Below are 16699 nucleotides of genomic sequence, written 5' to 3' on the forward strand. Positions count from 1 at the left end.
CAGAGTCAGCAATGTCATACCAGGCCTTCAGGAGTATTCCGGATGAGCAAGTTTCTTGATCGATTTCGTTATTTCAAACAGCTGGCCGAGCCCTTTTCCGGCCAGCACGGCCAGACGCTCAACAGTAACCGCGACTGGGAAGAGGGTTACCGCAGCCGCTGGCAGCACGATAAAATCGTGCGCTCAACCCACGGCGTGAACTGCACCGGCTCATGCAGCTGGAAAATCTATGTGAAAAACGGACTGGTCACCTGGGAGACCCAGCAGACCGACTATCCGCGCACCCGGCCCGATCTGCCCAATCATGAACCCCGTGGCTGTCCACGCGGAGCCAGCTACTCCTGGTATCTCTACAGCGCGAACCGCCTGAAATATCCGCTGATGCGTAAGAAGCTAATCCAGCTATGGCGGGAAGCAAAAGCGCAGCACCGCGATCCGGTTGACGCCTGGGCGTCCATCATCAGCAACCCGGAGAAAGCCCGCAGCTACAAACAGGCGCGGGGACGCGGAGGCTTTGTCCGCTCCAGCTGGCAGGAGGTCAACGAGATGATCGCCGCCGCCAACATCTGCACCGCGAAGACCTTCGGCCCGGACCGCATCATGGGCTTTTCGCCCATCCCGGCGATGTCGATGGTCTCTTACGCCGCAGGCGCGCGCTACCTCTCTCTGATTGGCGGCACCTGCCTGAGCTTCTACGACTGGTATTGCGATCTGCCACCTGCGTCACCCATGACCTGGGGTGAGCAGACCGACGTGCCGGAGTCGGCCGACTGGTATAACTCCTCCTATATCATGGCCTGGGGTTCAAACGTGCCGCAGACCCGTACCCCGGATGCGCACTTCTTTACGGAGGTGCGCTACAAAGGCACCAAAACCGTGGCGATCACGCCGGACTATGCCGAAGTCGCCAAGCTGTGCGACCAGTGGCTGAATCCGAAGCAGGGCACCGACAGCGCGATGGCGCTGGCAATGGGCCACGTCATGCTGAAAGAGTTTCATCTTGACCGTGAAGTCACCTATTTCCGCGACTACGTGCGCCGCTATACCGACATGCCGATGCTGGTGCTGCTGGAGCCGCGTGAGGGAGGCTACTATGCCGCAGGCCGCCAGCTGCGCGCCAGCGATCTGGTGGATGGACTCGGTCAGGAAAATAACCCGGAATGGAAAACCGTGGCGCTGAACCAGGCGACCGGTGAACTGGTTGCGCCGCAGGGCTCTATCGGCTTCCGCTGGGGCGAGAAGGGCAAATGGAATCTGGAGCAGCGCGATGGCCTGACACAGCAGGAAGTGGAGCTGCAGCTCAGCCTGCTCGGCAGCCACGACGAGGTGGTTGAGGTCGGTTTCCCCTACTTTGGCGGCATCACCCGCGAGCATTTCAACAGCGTCGCGCTCGATGAGATTCTGCGGCATAAGCTGCCGGTGAAACGGCTGCAGCTGGCGGATGGCAGTGAGGCGCTGGTTACCAGCGTCTACGACCTGACGCTGGCGAACTACGGCCTGGATCGCGGCCTGGAGGATGCCAGCTGCGCGCAGAGCTACGATGAGATCAAGGCCTATACCCCGGCCTGGGCCGAGCAGATCACCGGCGTCTCCCGTCAGAACATTATCCGCATTGCCCGCGAATTCGCCGAAAACGCCGAAAAGACCCGCGGTCGTTCGATGATCATTGTCGGTGCCGGTATGAACCACTGGTATCACATGGACATGAACTACCGTGGCCTGATGAACATGCTGATCTTCTGCGGCTGTGTCGGTCAGAGCGGCGGTGGCTGGGCGCACTATGTCGGCCAGGAGAAACTGCGTCCGCAGACCGGCTGGACGCCGCTGGCCTTTGGCCTCGACTGGCAGCGTCCGCCGCGCCAGATGAACAGCACCTCCTTCTTCTATAACCACTCCAGCCAGTGGCGCTATGAAACCCTGGCGACAGAGGAGCTGCTGTCACCGCTGGCGGACAAAAGCCGCTACACCGGCAGCCTGATCGACTTCAACGTTCGTTCCGAACGCATGGGCTGGCTGCCCTCCGCGCCACAGCTTAACGTCAACCCGCTGCACATCGCGGCACGGGCGAAAGCGGCCGGACAGTCGCCGCTGGCGTACACCGTAGAGAGCCTGAAGCAGGGCACCGTACGTTTTGCGGCCGAGCAGCCGGACGATCCACAGAACTTCCCGCGTAACCTGTTTGTCTGGCGCTCCAACCTGCTTGGCTCGTCAGGTAAAGGCCATGAGTACATGCTGAAGTATCTGCTGGGCACTGAAAATGGCATTCAGGGTAAAGACTTAGGCCAGCAGGGCCGCGAGAAGCCGGAAGAGGTGGAGTGGCAGGAGCAGGGGGCCGAAGGCAAACTCGATCTGGTGGTCACCCTCGACTTCCGTATGTCGAGTACCTGCCTCTACTCCGATGTCGTGCTGCCCACTGCGACCTGGTATGAAAAGGACGACATGAATACTTCGGACATGCATCCGTTTATTCATCCGCTGTCAGCCGCTGTTGATCCGGCGTGGGAGTCGAAAAGTGACTGGGAGATCTATAAAGGCATCGCCAGAGCGTTCTCCGATCTCTGCCCGGGCCATCTGGGGGTGGAAACCGATGTCGTCACGCTGCCGGTATTGCATGACTCGCCTGCGGAGCTGGCGCAGCCATTTGACGCAAAAGAGTGGAAAAAGGGCGAGTGCGACCTGATCCCCGGCAAAACCGCACCACACATCATGGTGGTGGAGCGCGACTATCCGGCGACCTGGGAACGCTTCACCTCCCTGGGACCCCTGCTGGAAACCCTGGGTAACGGCGGCAAAGGTATCAGCTGGAACACCTGCAAAGAGGTCGATTTCCTCAAGCAGCTCAATTATGTCAAAGCGGCAGGCCCGGCAGCGGGTCAGCCCAATATCGACACGGCAATTGATGCGGCAGAGGTGATTCTGGCGCTGGCCCCGGAAACCAATGGGCAGGTGGCGGTAAAAGCCTGGCAGGCGCTGGGCGAGATCACCGGCCGCGATCACACCCATCTGGCGCTGAACAAGGAAGATGAGAAGATCCGCTTCCGCGACATCCAGGCGCAGCCGCGCAAAATTATCTCCAGCCCGACCTGGTCTGGTCTGGAAGATGAGCATGTCTCCTATAACGCCTGCTACACCAACGTCCATGAGCTGATCCCGTGGCGTACGCTGAGCGGCCGTCAGCAGCTCTATCAGGATCATGAGTGGATGCGCGCCTTTGGCGAGAGCCTGATTGTCTATCGTCCGCCTGTCGATACCCGCGCGGCGAAACCGTTACTGAACAGCAAGCCCAACGGTAACCCGGAAAAAGCGCTGAACTTCCTGACGCCACACCAGAAGTGGGGCATTCACTCAACCTACAGCGACAACCTGCTGATGCTGACGCTGTCGCGCGGCGGACCGATCGTCTGGATGAGTGAAGATGACGCCCGCGAACTGGGCATTGCGGACAACGACTGGATCGAGGCGTTCAACGCCAACGGGGCGCTGACCGCCCGCGCGGTGGTGAGCCAGCGTATTCCGGCCGGGATGACCATGATGTATCACGCGCAGGAGCGCATCGTGAATATTCCCGGTTCGGAGATCACCAGTCAGCGCGGCGGGATCCATAACTCGGTGACGCGTACCTGCCCGAAACCGACGCATATGATCGGCGGCTATGCGCAGCTCTCCTGGGGCTTTAACTACTACGGCACCGTCGGCTCTAACCGCGATGAGTTTGTGGTGGTAAGAAAAATGAACAACGTTAACTGGTTAGATGGCGAGGGCAACGATGCCTGCCAGGGCAGCCAGCAGGAGGTAAAACCATGAAAATTCGTTCACAGGTCGGCATGGTGCTGAACCTCGACAAATGTATCGGCTGCCACACCTGCTCGGTAACCTGTAAAAACGTCTGGACCAGCCGCGAAGGCATGGAATATGCCTGGTTTAACAATGTGGAAAGCAAGCCGGGCGTCGGCTATCCGCACGCCTGGGAAGATCAGCAGAAGTGGAAGGGCGGCTGGATCCGTAAGATCAACGGCAGGCTGGAGCCGCGCATGGGCAGCCGCGTCGGCCTGCTGTCGAAGATCTTCGCCAACCCTGACGTGCCTGCGCTGGATGACTACTATGAACCCTTTGATTTTGACTATCAGCATCTGCACACGGCACCCGCCGGTAAACATCAGCCGATCGCCCGCCCGCGCTCGCTGATCACCGGTCAGCGGATGAAAAAGATCGAGAACGGCCCGAACTGGGAAGAGATCCTCGGCGGCGAGTTTGCCAAGCGCTCGCAGGACAGGAACTTCGACAACATCCAGAAGGAGATCTACGGCCAGTTCGAGCACACCTTCATGATGTATCTGCCGCGCCTGTGTGAGCACTGTCTTAACCCGGCGTGCGTGGCGACCTGTCCGAGCGGCGCAATCTACAAGCGCGGCGAAGATGGCATCGTACTGATCGATCAGGATAAATGTCGCGGCTGGCGGATGTGCCTGACCGGCTGTCCCTACAAGAAAATCTACTTCAACTGGAAAAGCGGCAAATCAGAAAAATGTATTTTCTGTTATCCGCGTATCGAGGCGGGTCAGCCCACCGTCTGCTCGGAAACCTGTGTCGGCCGGATCCGTTATCTCGGTGTGCTGCTCTATGACGCCGACCGGATCGAACAGGCGGCCGCTGCGAAAAACGAGAAGGATCTCTATCAGAGCCAGCTGGATATCTTCCTTGATCCCAACGATCCGGCGGTGATCGCCCAGGCGCTGAAAGATGGCGTCGCGCAGAGCGTGATCGATGCGGCGCAACGCTCGCCGGTCTACAAAATGGCGATGGAGTGGAAGCTGGCGCTGCCGCTGCATCCTGAATACCGTACGCTGCCGATGGTCTGGTATGTGCCCCCGTTGTCACCGATTCAGTCGGCGGCAGATGGCGGCGCGCTGGCGCACACCGGCGTGCTGCCGGATGTAGAAAGCCTGCGGATTCCGGTTGAGTATCTGGCGAATCTGCTGACCGCCGGTGACACCGCGCCGGTGCTGATGGCGCTGAAGCGGATGCTGGCGATGCGTCACTACAAGCGCGCGGAAAGCGTGGAGGGAGAGCGGGATATCCGGGCGCTGGAGCAGGTCGGCCTGACCGAAGCACAGGCGCAGGAGATGTACCGCTATCTGGCGATCGCAAACTATGAGGATCGCTTTGTGGTGCCCTCCAGCCATCGCGAACTGGCAGGCGAAGCCTTCCCGGAAAGCAAGGGCTGCGGCTTCAGCTTTGGCGATGGCTGCCGCGGCAGCGACAGCAAATTTAACCTGTTCAACAGCCGCCGTATTGATGCTATCGACATCGGTAAGAAGACGACGCGCCCGGAGGATGCCTCATGATCACGCTGCGTATTGTGTCGCGCCTGCTCGACTACCCGGACGAGGCGCTATTTACCCACGCCCGCGACCTGACGGAGGCGCTGGATAGCGCCTGCGAACTCAGCGAGCCGCAGCGCGCACGGCTGGCAGACTTTATTCAGCAGCTCTGCGCCCGGCCTCTGCTCGACGTGCAGGCTGACTACTGCGAACTGTTCGATCGCGGCCGCGCCACCTCGCTGCTGCTGTTTGAACATGTGCACGGGGAGTCACGCGACCGCGGTCAGGCGATGGTCGATCTGCTGGAACAGTATCGCGCCGACGGTCTGGAGCTGGACAGCAAAGAGCTGCCCGACTATCTGCCGCTTTACCTTGAGTATCTCGCCTGCAAAAGCGATGAGGACGCCCGTCAGGGGCTGGATGACATCGTACCGATTCTGGCACTGCTGACCGCCCGCCTTGAGGCGCGACAGAGTCCTTACGCCGACCTTTTCGCGGCATTGCTGGCGCTCTCCGGCAGCGCAGTGGATGCTGCGGCGCTGAAACCGCAGGTAGCGCAGGAGGCACGCGACGACACCCCGGCGGCGCTCGATGCCGTCTGGGAAGAGGAGCAGATTAAATTTCTCGGCGAACAGGGCTGTGTCCCGGCGCAGCAGGCGATGCATCAGCGTCGCTTCGCCGCTGCGGTCACGCCGCAGTATCTGGATATCGCCGCGGCCACGGCGCGTACCACTGGAGAATCAGCATGAATTTTATCAACACCTTCTTCTTCGATATTTACCCCTATCTCGCCGGGACGGTCTTCCTGGTGGGAAGCTGGCTGCGCTATGACTACGGGCAGTACAGCTGGCGCGCCGGTTCCAGCCAGATGCTGGACAAGAAGGGGATGCGCCTCGCCTCCAACCTCTTCCACATCGGCATCATCGGTATCTTCTTTGGTCATGCCGTCGGGATGCTGACGCCGCACTGGATGTATGAATCCTTTCTGCCGATCGATGTGAAGCAGAAGCTGGCGATGATCGCCGGTGGCCTGTTCGGTGCAATGACCCTGGCGGGTGGGGCGCTGCTGCTGAAGCGCCGGCTGACCAATCCCCGGGTGCGCGCCACCAGCAGCGTCGGTGACATTCTGATCATCACACTGCTGGTGGCGCAGGCCACGCTGGGCCTGCTGACCATTCCTTTTTCCGCTCAGCATCCGGACGGCAGTGAAATGATGAAGCTGGTGGGCTGGGCGCAGGCGGTGGTGACGTTCCACGCGGGTGCGTCTCAGCATCTGGACGGGGTGGCGCTGATCTATCGCATCCACATGGTGCTGGGAATGACGCTGTTCCTGCTCTTTCCGTTCTGCCGCCTGGTGCACATCTGGAGCGCGCCGGTTGAGTATCTGACCCGCCGCTATCAGCTGGTGCGAAACCGCCGCTAAACGCAGCCTGGCCGCGGGAAAAACCCTCCCCCGCGGCCATCGTGACCGCTCCCCTCATTGACGTTTTTTTAAGATTTTGACCTGTATGTCATGGTCCTGAACGTCTACTATTAGCGCATCTGAATTCACCCCTCGTTTATGGATAACCGATGCGTTTCAAGTTAGCCCTTCTTGCGTTTATTCCGCTTCTGGCTTCCTGCAGCAGCAAACCTGAAGTTCCTTCACAGCAGAAGATGCTGCCTGCACCGCAGGGCGGTTTTTTACTGCAGCCGGCGCACAGCGGACAGGCGATGTCTGGTGACTTCGCCGGTAATCCGGCAGCCGAACAGTTCATCGATAAGATGGTGGAGAAGCATGACTTTGATCGTCAGCAGCTGCACAACATCATCGGGCAGGCAAAACGACTGGATTACGTGCTGCGGCTGATGGATCGTCAGGCGCCGAGCTACACGCCTGCGCCGGGTCCTAACGGCGCCTGGATCCGCTATCGCAACAAGTTCATCACCCCGGACAACGTGCAGAACGGCGTGGCATTCTGGAATCAGTATCAGGATGCGCTGCAACGCGCGCAGCAGGTCTATGGGGTACCGCCGGAAATTATTGTCGGCATCATCGGCGTGGAAACCCGCTGGGGTCGTGTGATGGGCAAAACCCGCATTCTGGATGCGCTGGCGACCTTATCGTTTAACTATCCGCGCCGCGCCGCCTACTTCAGCAGCGAGCTGGAGACCTTTCTGCTGATGTCGCGTAAAGAGCAGGATGATCCTCTGGCGCTGAAAGGCTCGTTTGCCGGGGCAATGGGCTACGGTCAGTTTATGCCCTCTTCCTACAATGACTATGCGGTTGATTTCAACGGCGACGGTCATGCCAACCTGTGGGATCCGGTGGACGCCATTGGCAGTGTGGCGCACTACTTCCAGAAGCATGGCTGGCGCAGCGGCGAAAATGTGGCGGTTCCGGCCAGCGGCCAGGCGCCGATGCTGGAAGATGGCTTTAAAACCCGCTACAGCGTGAGCATGCTGGCGGCTTCAGGCCTGTCACCGCAGGGTTCGCTGGATGGAAACGATCAGGTCAGCCTGCTGCGCCTCGATCTGGGCACCAGCTATCAGTACTGGTACGGCTTACCCAATTTCTACGTGATCACCCGCTACAACCACAGCACCCATTATGCGATGGCGGTGTGGCAGCTGGGCGAGGCGGTGAGCAAGGCACGGCAGGGCGGTCTGTTATAAAGGCTGTCCTTATTAACTGTAAGGTTATATGATGACGCCCTTTTTCAGGTCACCGCGCCGCTGATACTTCCGGAGTCGTTATGTCTTTACCTGCCTGCCCAGCCTGTCACGCCGATTACACCTGGCAAGATGGCGATAACCTTAACTGCCCCTCCTGCGGTCATATCTGGACCGAGGGAGAAGGCGACAACAGCAACGCCACACTGGAAGTGCGTGATGCCAACGGCAATCTGCTGGCAGATGGCGACAGCGTAACGGTGATTAAAGATCTCAAGGTGAAGGGCAGCTCCTCATCGCTGAAGATTGGCACCAAAGTGAAAAGTATTCGTCTGGTCGAAGGCGATCACAACATCGATTGTAAAATCGACGGTTTTGGCCCGATGAAACTGAAGTCTGAGTTTGTGAAAAAGAACTGAGATCGGGGGGGCAGGGACGCGCCCGCTGTGTTCAGTACGGTTTTAGTTCCAGTCATCCCGCCTGCCGTGCAGCCCCTATCTCTTTCCCGCGCCTTTTCCCGCGCCGTAACGCCACGATAATCGGTAAAGGTCTGCACTTTTTCGCTTTTCATCCGTCTGACTAAGCAGATGTCTCTGATAACCTGGTGAGAGGTCATGATGAAAGAGTGGGATCCCGTGCTGTATCGTAAATTTGAAGCGGAACGAACCCGTCCGGCCCGGGAGCTGCTGGCGCGCATCACGATGGAGCAGGTCGAGCGGGTTACCGATCTGGGATGCGGGCCGGGTAACAGCACTGAACTGCTTACTGACGCCTGGCCGCTGGCACAGATCACCGGGCTCGACAGTTCAGCGACGATGCTGACGCAGGCCAGAGAGCGCCTGCCGCAGTGTCGCTTTGTTCAGGCCGATATCCGTAGCTGGCAGGCGGATGCCCCGCAGCAGGTGGTTTATGCCAACGCTTCACTGCAATGGCTGGATAATCACTCCACGCTATTCCCTCATCTGGTTGCTCAGCTGGCGCCCGGCGGTGTGCTGGCCGTGCAGATGCCGGATAATCTGCAGGAGCCTTCGCATCGGCTGATGCGCGAGGTGGCGGCATCAGCGCGCTGGCGGCCACTGATCAACGCAGAGGCCGCTGAGCGCACGCAGCTGCTCTCCGCGGGTGACTATTACGATCTGCTGACGCAGGCGGGTTGTGAGGTCGATATCTGGCGCACCACCTATTATCACGTCATGGCCGATGCGCAGGCGATTATCAGCTGGCTGCGGGCCACCGGCCTCAGACCATTTCTGGCGAGCCTGGATGAGGCCGGACAGCGCGCCTTTCTGGCCGATTATCATCAGCGTCTTGTCACCGCCTATCCTGCTCAGGCGGATGGCCAGGTTCTGCTCGCCTTTCCGCGTCTTTTTATGATTGCGGTGAAAAAACGGTAAGCGCGGTGGAAAGTCTGCCGCAAAAATAGCGCAATCGTGGCGGATGACCTTGAAAAAGTGCACTTTCTGCACCACCTTCAACCCACAGCTAAACGGAGAGATGCAATGGACGATCAGCAATTGCAGGCGCTCAGCGCCCGGATAGGGGAGCAACTGAAGCAGCGCAATGCCACTGTCACCTGTGCGGAATCCTGTACAGGCGGATGGATTGCCAAGGTGTTTACCGATATCAGCGGCAGTTCCGCCTGGTTCGAACGCGGGTTTGTGACCTACAGTAATGAGGCGAAACAGCAGCTGGTAAACGTTCAGGCGGCGTCGCTGGAACAGGCTGGCGCAGTCAGTGAAGTGGTGGTGCGCGAGATGGCGCTGGGGGCCCGCGAGGCTGCCCGTGCCGACTACGCAATCTCGGTCAGCGGCATTGCCGGCCCGGATGGCGGCAGTGCAGAAAAACCGGTAGGTACGGTGTGGTTTGGCTTTGCCGGGCCACAGGATAACGTGTTGACTTTTCTGCAGCATTTCAGCGGCGATCGTGATGCCGTCCGCCGCCAGTCGGTGGCGTGGGCCCTGCAGACACTGTATGGCGAATTTCTGACAAATTAAACTTGATACTGTATGACTATACAGTATAATTGTCGGCAACAGAAAGAGTGCAGGCACCAACTGAGTGCGTGTTTACCCGGCTTGATTAGGAGTTGAAATGGCGATTGATGAAAACAAACAGAAGGCTTTAGCTGCCGCGCTGGGCCAGATTGAGAAACAATTTGGTAAAGGTTCCATCATGCGCTTGGGTGAAGACCGCTCAATGGATGTGGAAACCATCTCGACCGGTTCGCTGTCGCTGGATATCGCGTTAGGGGCTGGCGGTCTGCCAATGGGCCGTATCGTTGAGATCTACGGACCGGAGTCTTCCGGTAAAACCACGCTGACCCTGCAGGTCATTGCGGCGGCACAGCGTAAGGGTAAAACCTGCGCCTTTATCGATGCGGAACATGCGCTGGATCCGGTCTACGCCAAGAAGCTGGGCGTGGATATCGAAAACCTGCTCTGCTCACAGCCCGATACCGGTGAACAGGCGCTGGAAATCTGTGATGCTCTGGCGCGTTCCGGTGCCGTTGACGTCATCATCGTCGACTCCGTTGCTGCGCTGACGCCGAAAGCGGAAATCGAAGGTGAAATCGGTGACTCACACATGGGCCTCGCGGCACGTATGATGAGCCAGGCGATGCGTAAACTGGCGGGTAACCTGAAGCAGTCAAACACCCTGCTGATCTTCATCAACCAGATCCGAATGAAAATTGGTGTGATGTTCGGTAACCCGGAAACCACTACCGGTGGTAACGCACTGAAATTTTACGCCTCTGTCCGTCTCGATATCCGCCGTATCGGTGCGATTAAAGAGGGCGATAACGTGGTCGGCAGTGAAACCCGCGTGAAAGTGGTGAAAAACAAAATCGCTGCGCCATTTAAACAGGCTGAGTTCCAGATCATGTATGGCGAAGGGATCAACACCTATGGCGAGCTGGTTGACCTGGGCGTCAAGCACAAGCTGATCGAAAAAGCGGGTGCGTGGTACAGCTACAACGGCGACAAGATTGGTCAGGGTAAATCGAATGCGAGCAACTTCCTGAAAGAGAATGCTGCTGTGGCAAACGAGATTGATATGAAGCTGCGTGAGATGCTGCTCAACGGCGCGGATGAAAAAGTGGCAGCGGATAAATCTGCTGACATCGAAAACGCCGAAAGCGAAGCGAACGAAGACTTCTAATCACAACAGCGGGAGAGGCGAAAGCCTCTCCCGCTGTTTTTGCCTCCTCAGTGTCCTTTTCCGCCTTTCCTCTGTCCTGTTCTGTCGCCATAATCTCCTCTCTGTTTGTACAAGGAGCGCAGTATGACTGAATCTTCACAGCCTCAGGCTCAACCTGACGTCGTCTCTTACTCCCGCCTGCTTGACCGCGCGATGCGCATTCTGGGTCAGCGCGATCACAGCCGTGCCGAACTGGCGCGTAAGCTGCAACAGTCTGCTCAGCGTGCCGCATGGGCACAAAAGAAAGAGCCCGAAATTATCCCCGACGATCTGCTGGAGCAGGTGCTGGACTGGTGTCAGGAGAGTGGCTGGCTGAACGACGAACGTTTTACCGAACGTTTTATTCAGAGCCGAAGCCGCAAAGGTCTGGGATCACAGCGCGTGCGCCTTGAGCTGGCCCAGAAAGGTATTGATCGCGAGGCGATTGACCTCGCGATGGAGGAGACAGAGGTTGACTGGGCGGCGAGAGCGGCACAGATGGCGGAGAGAAAATTTGGCCATCCGCTACCCACTGAGTGGAAAGAGAAAGCGAAAGTGCTGCGCTATCTGCAATCGAAGGGCTTTAAGAGCGAGGATATCCAGTCTGTTTTCAGAAATTTTGATGACTAAAAGCCGATGTAATTTTACTTCCCACTGAAGAAATTTTATCTTATTCCCACTTTTTGTTCCTCTGGTCAGGCACCACGAAAAGTGGCTGCGCCGATCGGAGGGAACGTTCGTTAGCGTGATTCCAGGACATATATGAGCAAGAGCACTGCTGAGATCCGTCAGGCGTTTCTCGACTTTTTTCATAGCAAGGGACATGAGGTTGTAACCAGCAGCTCCCTCGTACCGAATAACGATCCAACGTTGTTGTTTACTAACGCCGGGATGAACCAGTTTAAAGATGTGTTCCTCGGTCAGGACAAACGTGACTATACCCGTGCGACCACGTCGCAACGCTGCGTTCGCGCAGGGGGTAAACACAACGATCTTGAAAACGTCGGTTACACCGCCCGCCACCACACCTTCTTCGAAATGCTGGGTAACTTCAGCTTTGGTGATTACTTCAAGAGAGAGGCGATTGGTTTTGCCTGGGAACTGCTGACGAGCGAACAGTGGTTCAGCCTGCCAAAAGAGCGCCTGTGGGTGACGGTTTATGAAACCGATGATGAAGCCTTTGATATCTGGGCGAACGAAATTGGTGTGCCGCGTGAGCGCATCATTCGCATTGGCGACAACAAAGGCAGCGCCTACGCGTCAGATAACTTCTGGCAGATGGGCGACACCGGCCCTTGTGGCCCGTGCAGCGAGATTTTCTACGATCATGGCGATCACATCTGGGGTGGCCCGCCAGGCAGCCCGGAAGAGGATGGCGATCGCTACATCGAGATCTGGAACATCGTCTTTATGCAGTTCAACCGTCAGGCGGATGGCACCATGCTGCCGCTGCCAAAACCGTCGGTTGATACCGGAATGGGCCTTGAGCGTATCTCCGCCGTTCTGCAACACGTCAACTCAAACTATGAAATCGACCTGTTCCAGAAACTGATTCAGGCTGTCGCGAAGGTGACCGGCGCGACCGATCTCAGCAATAAATCACTGCGCGTGATTGCTGACCATATCCGCTCCTGCGCATTCCTGATTGCGGATGGCGTAATCCCGTCGAACGAGAACCGTGGCTACGTGCTGCGTCGTATCATTCGTCGTGCGGTGCGTCATGGCAACATGCTGGGCGCCAAAGAGGCATTCTTCTACAAGCTGGTTGCGCCGCTGATCGAGGTTATGGGGGCCGCGGGTGAAGAGCTGCAGCGTCAGCAGGCTCAGGTTGAGCAGGTGCTGAAAAGCGAAGAGGATCAGTTTGCCCGTACGCTGGAACGCGGACTGGCGCTGCTGGATGACGAGCTGGAAAAACTGCAGGGCGACACGCTGGATGGCGAAATCGTCTTCCGTCTCTACGACACCTTTGGCTTCCCGGCTGATTTGACGGCGGATGTCTGCCGCGAACGTAACCTGAAAATCGACGAAGCGGGCTTTGAGCAGGCGATGGAGCAGCAGCGCCAGCGCGCGCGTGAAGCGAGTGGCTTCGGCGCAGACTACAGCAATGTAATCCGCATTGACGCGGCCTCTTCCTTTGAAGGTTACGAGCAGCTTGATTTAGCGGCCACGGTGAAAGCGCTCTATGTTGCTGGCGAGGCGGTGGATGAAGTGACCGCCGGTCAGGATGCCGTCGTTGTGCTGGATGAAACCCCCTTCTATGGTGAGTCGGGTGGTCAGGTTGGCGATACCGGGTTGCTGAAAGGGAAGAATGCTGAATTTAGCGTTCAGGACACACAAAAATATGGTCAGGCCATCGGTCATGTCGGTAAGCTGGCCGCAGGGCAGTTGCGTATCGGTGATCGCCTTGAGGCGCAGGTCGATGCGGCACGTCGTGCGCGTATCCGCCTGAACCACTCTGCGACCCACTTATTACACGCCGCATTGCGTCAGGTTCTGGGCGAACATGTGGCTCAGAAAGGCTCACTGGTTAACGACAAATATCTGCGTTTTGACTTCTCGCACTTCGAAGCGATGAAACCTCAGGAGATTCGCCAGGTCGAAGATATTGTCAATGCACAGATCCGCCGCAACCTGCCGGTAGAAACCGAAGTGATGGATCTCGACGCGGCGAAGTCTAAAGGTGCGATGGCTTTGTTTGGCGAGAAATATGACCAGCGCGTACGTGTTCTGACTATGGGTGATTTCTCTGTTGAGCTGTGCGGGGGAACCCATGCTGCACGGACCGGTGATATTGGTCTGTTCCGCATTCAGGCTGAATCAGGCACAGCGGCCGGTATTCGTCGTATTGAAGCGATTACCGGTGAAGCTGCGCTGGCCCAGGTCAATGCGCAGAGCAGCCAGCTGCACGATCTGGCGCAGCTGGTCAAAGCGAACAGCAGCAATCTGAACGAGAAGGTGCGTGGTCTGGTCGATCATGTCCGTGCGCTGGAGAAAGAGTTGCAGCAACTGCGCGATCAACAGGCCGCGCAGGAGAGTGCTTCACTGAGCAGCCAGGCTGTTGATGTGAAGGGCGCGAAACTGCTGGTCAGTGAGCTCAGCAATGTCGAACCTAAAATGTTGCGTACCATGGTGGACGATCTCAAGAATCAACTGGGGTCTGCGATTATCGTGCTGGCAACCGTGGCAGACGGCAAAGTGTCGCTGATTGCGGGCGTGACCAAAGATCTGACTGACCGCGTTAAAGCGGGCGAACTGATTGCCGGTCTGGCCCAGCAGGTGGGCGGGAAGGGCGGTGGTCGTCCTGACATGGCGCAAGCGGGTGGTAATGATGCTGAGGCGCTTAAAGGCGCTCTGGCAGGGGTAGAGAGCTGGGTCAACAGCCGCCTGTAATGAAATAGAATAAAGCATTGTATGAAGCGTCAGAACCCCGGTTCCGGCGCTTTTTAATACAGTGCCAGAGCAGCAAATGACAAAGTCAGGTTGATGTAGTGTATTTCGGCTAAACTAACTATCAGCAGAATGTATTGGCGCATCGATGCGCATAGGTGTCATTCTCACAGCCAATGTGCAGCGTTAAATGATGGATAATGCCGGGTGCCTGTACAAGCCCGACTCTTTTAATCTTTCAAGGAGCAAAGAATGCTTATTCTAACTCGTCGAGTTGGTGAAACCCTCATGATCGGTGATGAGGTAACTGTAACGGTACTGGGTGTGAAGGGTAACCAGGTTCGTATAGGGGTTAACGCGCCGAAAGAGGTTTCTGTGCATCGCGAAGAGATCTATCAGCGCATCCAGGCTGAAAAAACGCAACAAACCAGCGTTTAACGGATTCAGCGCCTCGCACCTGTGCGAGGCGCTACCGCTTTCTGCAAAATTCCTGCCTTTCCTTCTCCTCTTCACGTCGCATTTTTGCCAACACGACCTGCTTTCAGTGTTGATAATTCACTCTTTTTGCCGTCATTTTGTCCCGATTGTGTGTGATTTGTGCAATCGAAAAAAGTTTTGGAAAAATTGTTTGACTTAAAAGTCCGGGAAAGTAATATGTGCGCCACGCAGTGCCGATGAGCAGAAACAAGTTCAGAAGCACGGTTCGAAAGAAAGCGTAAGGTGAGGTGGCCGAGAGGCTGAAGGCGCTCCCCTGCTAAGGGAGTATACGGTCAAAAGCTGTATCGAGGGTTCGAATCCCTCCCTCACCGCCATTTTCGATGCATCCATAGCTCAGCTGGATAGAGTACTCGGCTACGAACCGAGCGGTCGGAGGTTCGAATCCTCCTGGATGCACCATATTTTCGGGTATGGCGAAGTGCCTCAGTGTGACATAACGCATTCGCGTTAAGACCGCACTAAGGAGGATAACGTTGCATCAGCAACGGCGCCACAGGGCGAAGCGTAAGCTGAGTCATCCTCCTTGATGCACCATCGAAAAGAAAGAAACAAAGCGAACTAGCAATTCCTTCATGGTGAGTAGTCAGCACCCTGCGTTGTACAAGAATTTGATTTATGCATCCATAGCTCAGCTGGATAGAGTACTCGGCTACGAACCGAGCGGTCGGAGGTTCGAATCCTCCTGGATGCACCATTCTTCGTATCATCCTCAGGTTGGTTTCTGTCAGTCCATAAAAAGTTACACCCTCAATGCATCCATAGCTCAGCTGGATAGAGTACTCGGCTACGAACCGAGCGGTCGGAGGTTCGAATCCTCCTGGATGCACCATTCTTCGTATCATCCTCAGATTACTTTCTGTCAGTCCATAAAAAGCTACACCCCTCAATGCATCCATAGCTCAGCTGGATAGAGTACTCGGCTACGAACCGAGCGGTCGGAGGTTCGAATCCTCCTGGATGCACCATATTCTCCCTTATGATCAGCCCCTCAGTGTGTCATAACGCAATCCGCGTTCAGATCGCACTCAGAAGGATAACGTTGCGTCAGCAACGGCCCGCAGGGCGAAGCGTAAGCGGAGTCATCCTCCTGGATGCACCATATTCTCCCTTATGATCAGCCCCTCAGTGTGTCATAACGCAATCCGCGTTCAGATCGCGCTAAGGAGGATAACGTTGCGTCAGCAACGGCCCGCAGGGCGAAGCGCAGGCTGAGTCATTCTGCTTTCAGTCATACCCGGTGCACCATGCCGTCTCAGCGCCTGAGCTACAGACCGGCTTTCCAGCCGCAATATCATGCGCAGCCAGCGTCGCAGAGATAACCTGAAATCTCTCTCACTCAGCTTCCCACTGGCTTTGCCGGCAGGGCTTTTCTCCCCGATGGCTGCCATTGATCCATCACCCGGACTTAAGCGGATAATGACGCCTGCCTGCTGCGATAACCTATCTGGTTTTGCTCTTCCTGCCCGTCTTATGGCGTGCGGCGCTGAAAAGATTGTCAAAAAATCGCTGCAAATTCGTACTGTTATGGCTGGGCGCAGACGATCACCTTTATCTGAAAAGAAAAATTGTTAATGCTTTCAAAGCATTTGCTGTTCATCCACCCTGGCGACAACCTGTCCACATTAGGCTAAAGTAATGTCTCGTTTGGTGAACGTCCGGAGTGA

General features: G+C 57.0%; 13 protein-coding genes and 5 tRNA genes. All 18 read left to right on the forward strand.

Annotation, left to right across the window (positions count from 1 at the left end; translation table 11 throughout):
* Positions 1 to 42 precede the first annotated feature (42 nt).
* Positions 43 to 3804: a nitrate reductase subunit alpha gene (locus ACR6AS_RS14560; RefSeq protein ID WP_434162640.1), complete on the forward strand. Its 3762-nt coding sequence runs from the start codon at positions 43 to 45 to the stop codon at positions 3802 to 3804.
* Positions 3801 to 5345, forward strand: coding sequence for a nitrate reductase subunit beta (gene narH / locus ACR6AS_RS14565; RefSeq protein ID WP_293770331.1), 1545 nt, complete (start codon positions 3801 to 3803; stop codon positions 5343 to 5345). Before ACR6AS_RS14560 ends, narH begins: the two co-directional genes overlap by 4 nt.
* Positions 5342 to 6070, forward strand: coding sequence for a nitrate reductase molybdenum cofactor assembly chaperone (gene narJ / locus ACR6AS_RS14570; RefSeq protein WP_111141441.1), 729 nt, complete (start codon positions 5342 to 5344; stop codon positions 6068 to 6070). Before narH ends, narJ begins: the two co-directional genes overlap by 4 nt.
* Positions 6067 to 6744 carry a respiratory nitrate reductase subunit gamma gene (gene narI / locus ACR6AS_RS14575; RefSeq protein ID WP_111141440.1) on the forward strand — a complete coding sequence of 226 codons (678 nt, stop codon included), beginning with the start codon at positions 6067 to 6069 and terminating at the stop codon, positions 6742 to 6744. The genes narJ and narI overlap by 4 nt, the downstream gene beginning before the upstream one ends.
* A gap of 149 nt (positions 6745 to 6893) precedes the next feature.
* A complete protein-coding gene (gene mltB / locus ACR6AS_RS14580) occupies positions 6894 to 7976 on the forward strand; it encodes a lytic murein transglycosylase B (RefSeq protein ID WP_111141439.1) in 1083 nt (360 codons plus the stop codon).
* An 80-nt stretch (positions 7977 to 8056) separates the two neighbouring features.
* A complete protein-coding gene (locus tag ACR6AS_RS14585; protein WP_111141438.1) occupies positions 8057 to 8392 on the forward strand; it encodes a zinc ribbon domain-containing protein YjdM in 336 nt (111 codons plus the stop codon).
* A 198-nt stretch (positions 8393 to 8590) separates the two neighbouring features.
* On the forward strand, positions 8591 to 9367 hold the full coding sequence (gene tam, locus ACR6AS_RS14590) for a trans-aconitate 2-methyltransferase (protein WP_293770462.1): 777 nt from the start codon (positions 8591 to 8593) through the stop codon (positions 9365 to 9367).
* Positions 9368 to 9472: 105 nt separating this feature from the next.
* Positions 9473 to 9967 (forward strand): nicotinamide-nucleotide amidase, encoded by a 495-nt coding sequence (gene pncC, locus ACR6AS_RS14595; RefSeq protein ID WP_111141437.1) that lies wholly within the window; start codon positions 9473 to 9475, stop codon positions 9965 to 9967.
* A gap of 97 nt (positions 9968 to 10064) precedes the next feature.
* Positions 10065 to 11132, forward strand: a complete 1068-nt coding sequence (gene recA, locus ACR6AS_RS14600) for a recombinase RecA (protein ID WP_111141436.1) — start codon at positions 10065 to 10067, stop codon at positions 11130 to 11132.
* Positions 11133 to 11255: 123 nt separating this feature from the next.
* Positions 11256 to 11780 carry a regulatory protein RecX gene (locus tag ACR6AS_RS14605; protein WP_111141435.1) on the forward strand — a complete coding sequence of 175 codons (525 nt, stop codon included), beginning with the start codon at positions 11256 to 11258 and terminating at the stop codon, positions 11778 to 11780.
* Positions 11781 to 11912: 132 nt separating this feature from the next.
* Positions 11913 to 14540 carry an alanine--tRNA ligase gene (alaS, locus tag ACR6AS_RS14610; protein ID WP_111141434.1) on the forward strand — a complete coding sequence of 876 codons (2628 nt, stop codon included), beginning with the start codon at positions 11913 to 11915 and terminating at the stop codon, positions 14538 to 14540.
* Positions 14541 to 14789: 249 nt separating this feature from the next.
* Positions 14790 to 14975, forward strand: coding sequence for a carbon storage regulator CsrA (csrA, locus tag ACR6AS_RS14615; protein WP_008927091.1), 186 nt, complete (start codon positions 14790 to 14792; stop codon positions 14973 to 14975).
* Between the two features lie 281 nt (positions 14976 to 15256).
* A tRNA-Ser gene (locus ACR6AS_RS14620) sits at positions 15257 to 15349 on the forward strand.
* 8 nt (positions 15350 to 15357) lie between these two features.
* Positions 15358 to 15434, forward strand: a tRNA-Arg gene (locus tag ACR6AS_RS14625).
* Positions 15435 to 15652: 218 nt separating this feature from the next.
* Positions 15653 to 15729 (forward strand) — tRNA-Arg (locus ACR6AS_RS14630).
* Positions 15730 to 15787: 58 nt separating this feature from the next.
* Positions 15788 to 15864: transfer RNA gene (locus tag ACR6AS_RS14635), tRNA-Arg, on the forward strand.
* Positions 15865 to 15923: 59 nt separating this feature from the next.
* Positions 15924 to 16000: transfer RNA gene (locus ACR6AS_RS14640), tRNA-Arg, on the forward strand.
* Positions 16001 to 16412: 412 nt separating this feature from the next.
* On the forward strand, positions 16413 to 16607 hold the full coding sequence (locus ACR6AS_RS14645; RefSeq protein ID WP_418798570.1) for a hypothetical protein: 195 nt from the start codon (positions 16413 to 16415) through the stop codon (positions 16605 to 16607).
* Positions 16608 to 16699: the final 92 nt, after the last annotated feature.

This window comes from Pantoea phosphatilytica, from assembly GCF_051025615.1.
In the GTDB taxonomy this organism is placed as follows: domain Bacteria; phylum Pseudomonadota; class Gammaproteobacteria; order Enterobacterales; family Enterobacteriaceae; genus Pantoea.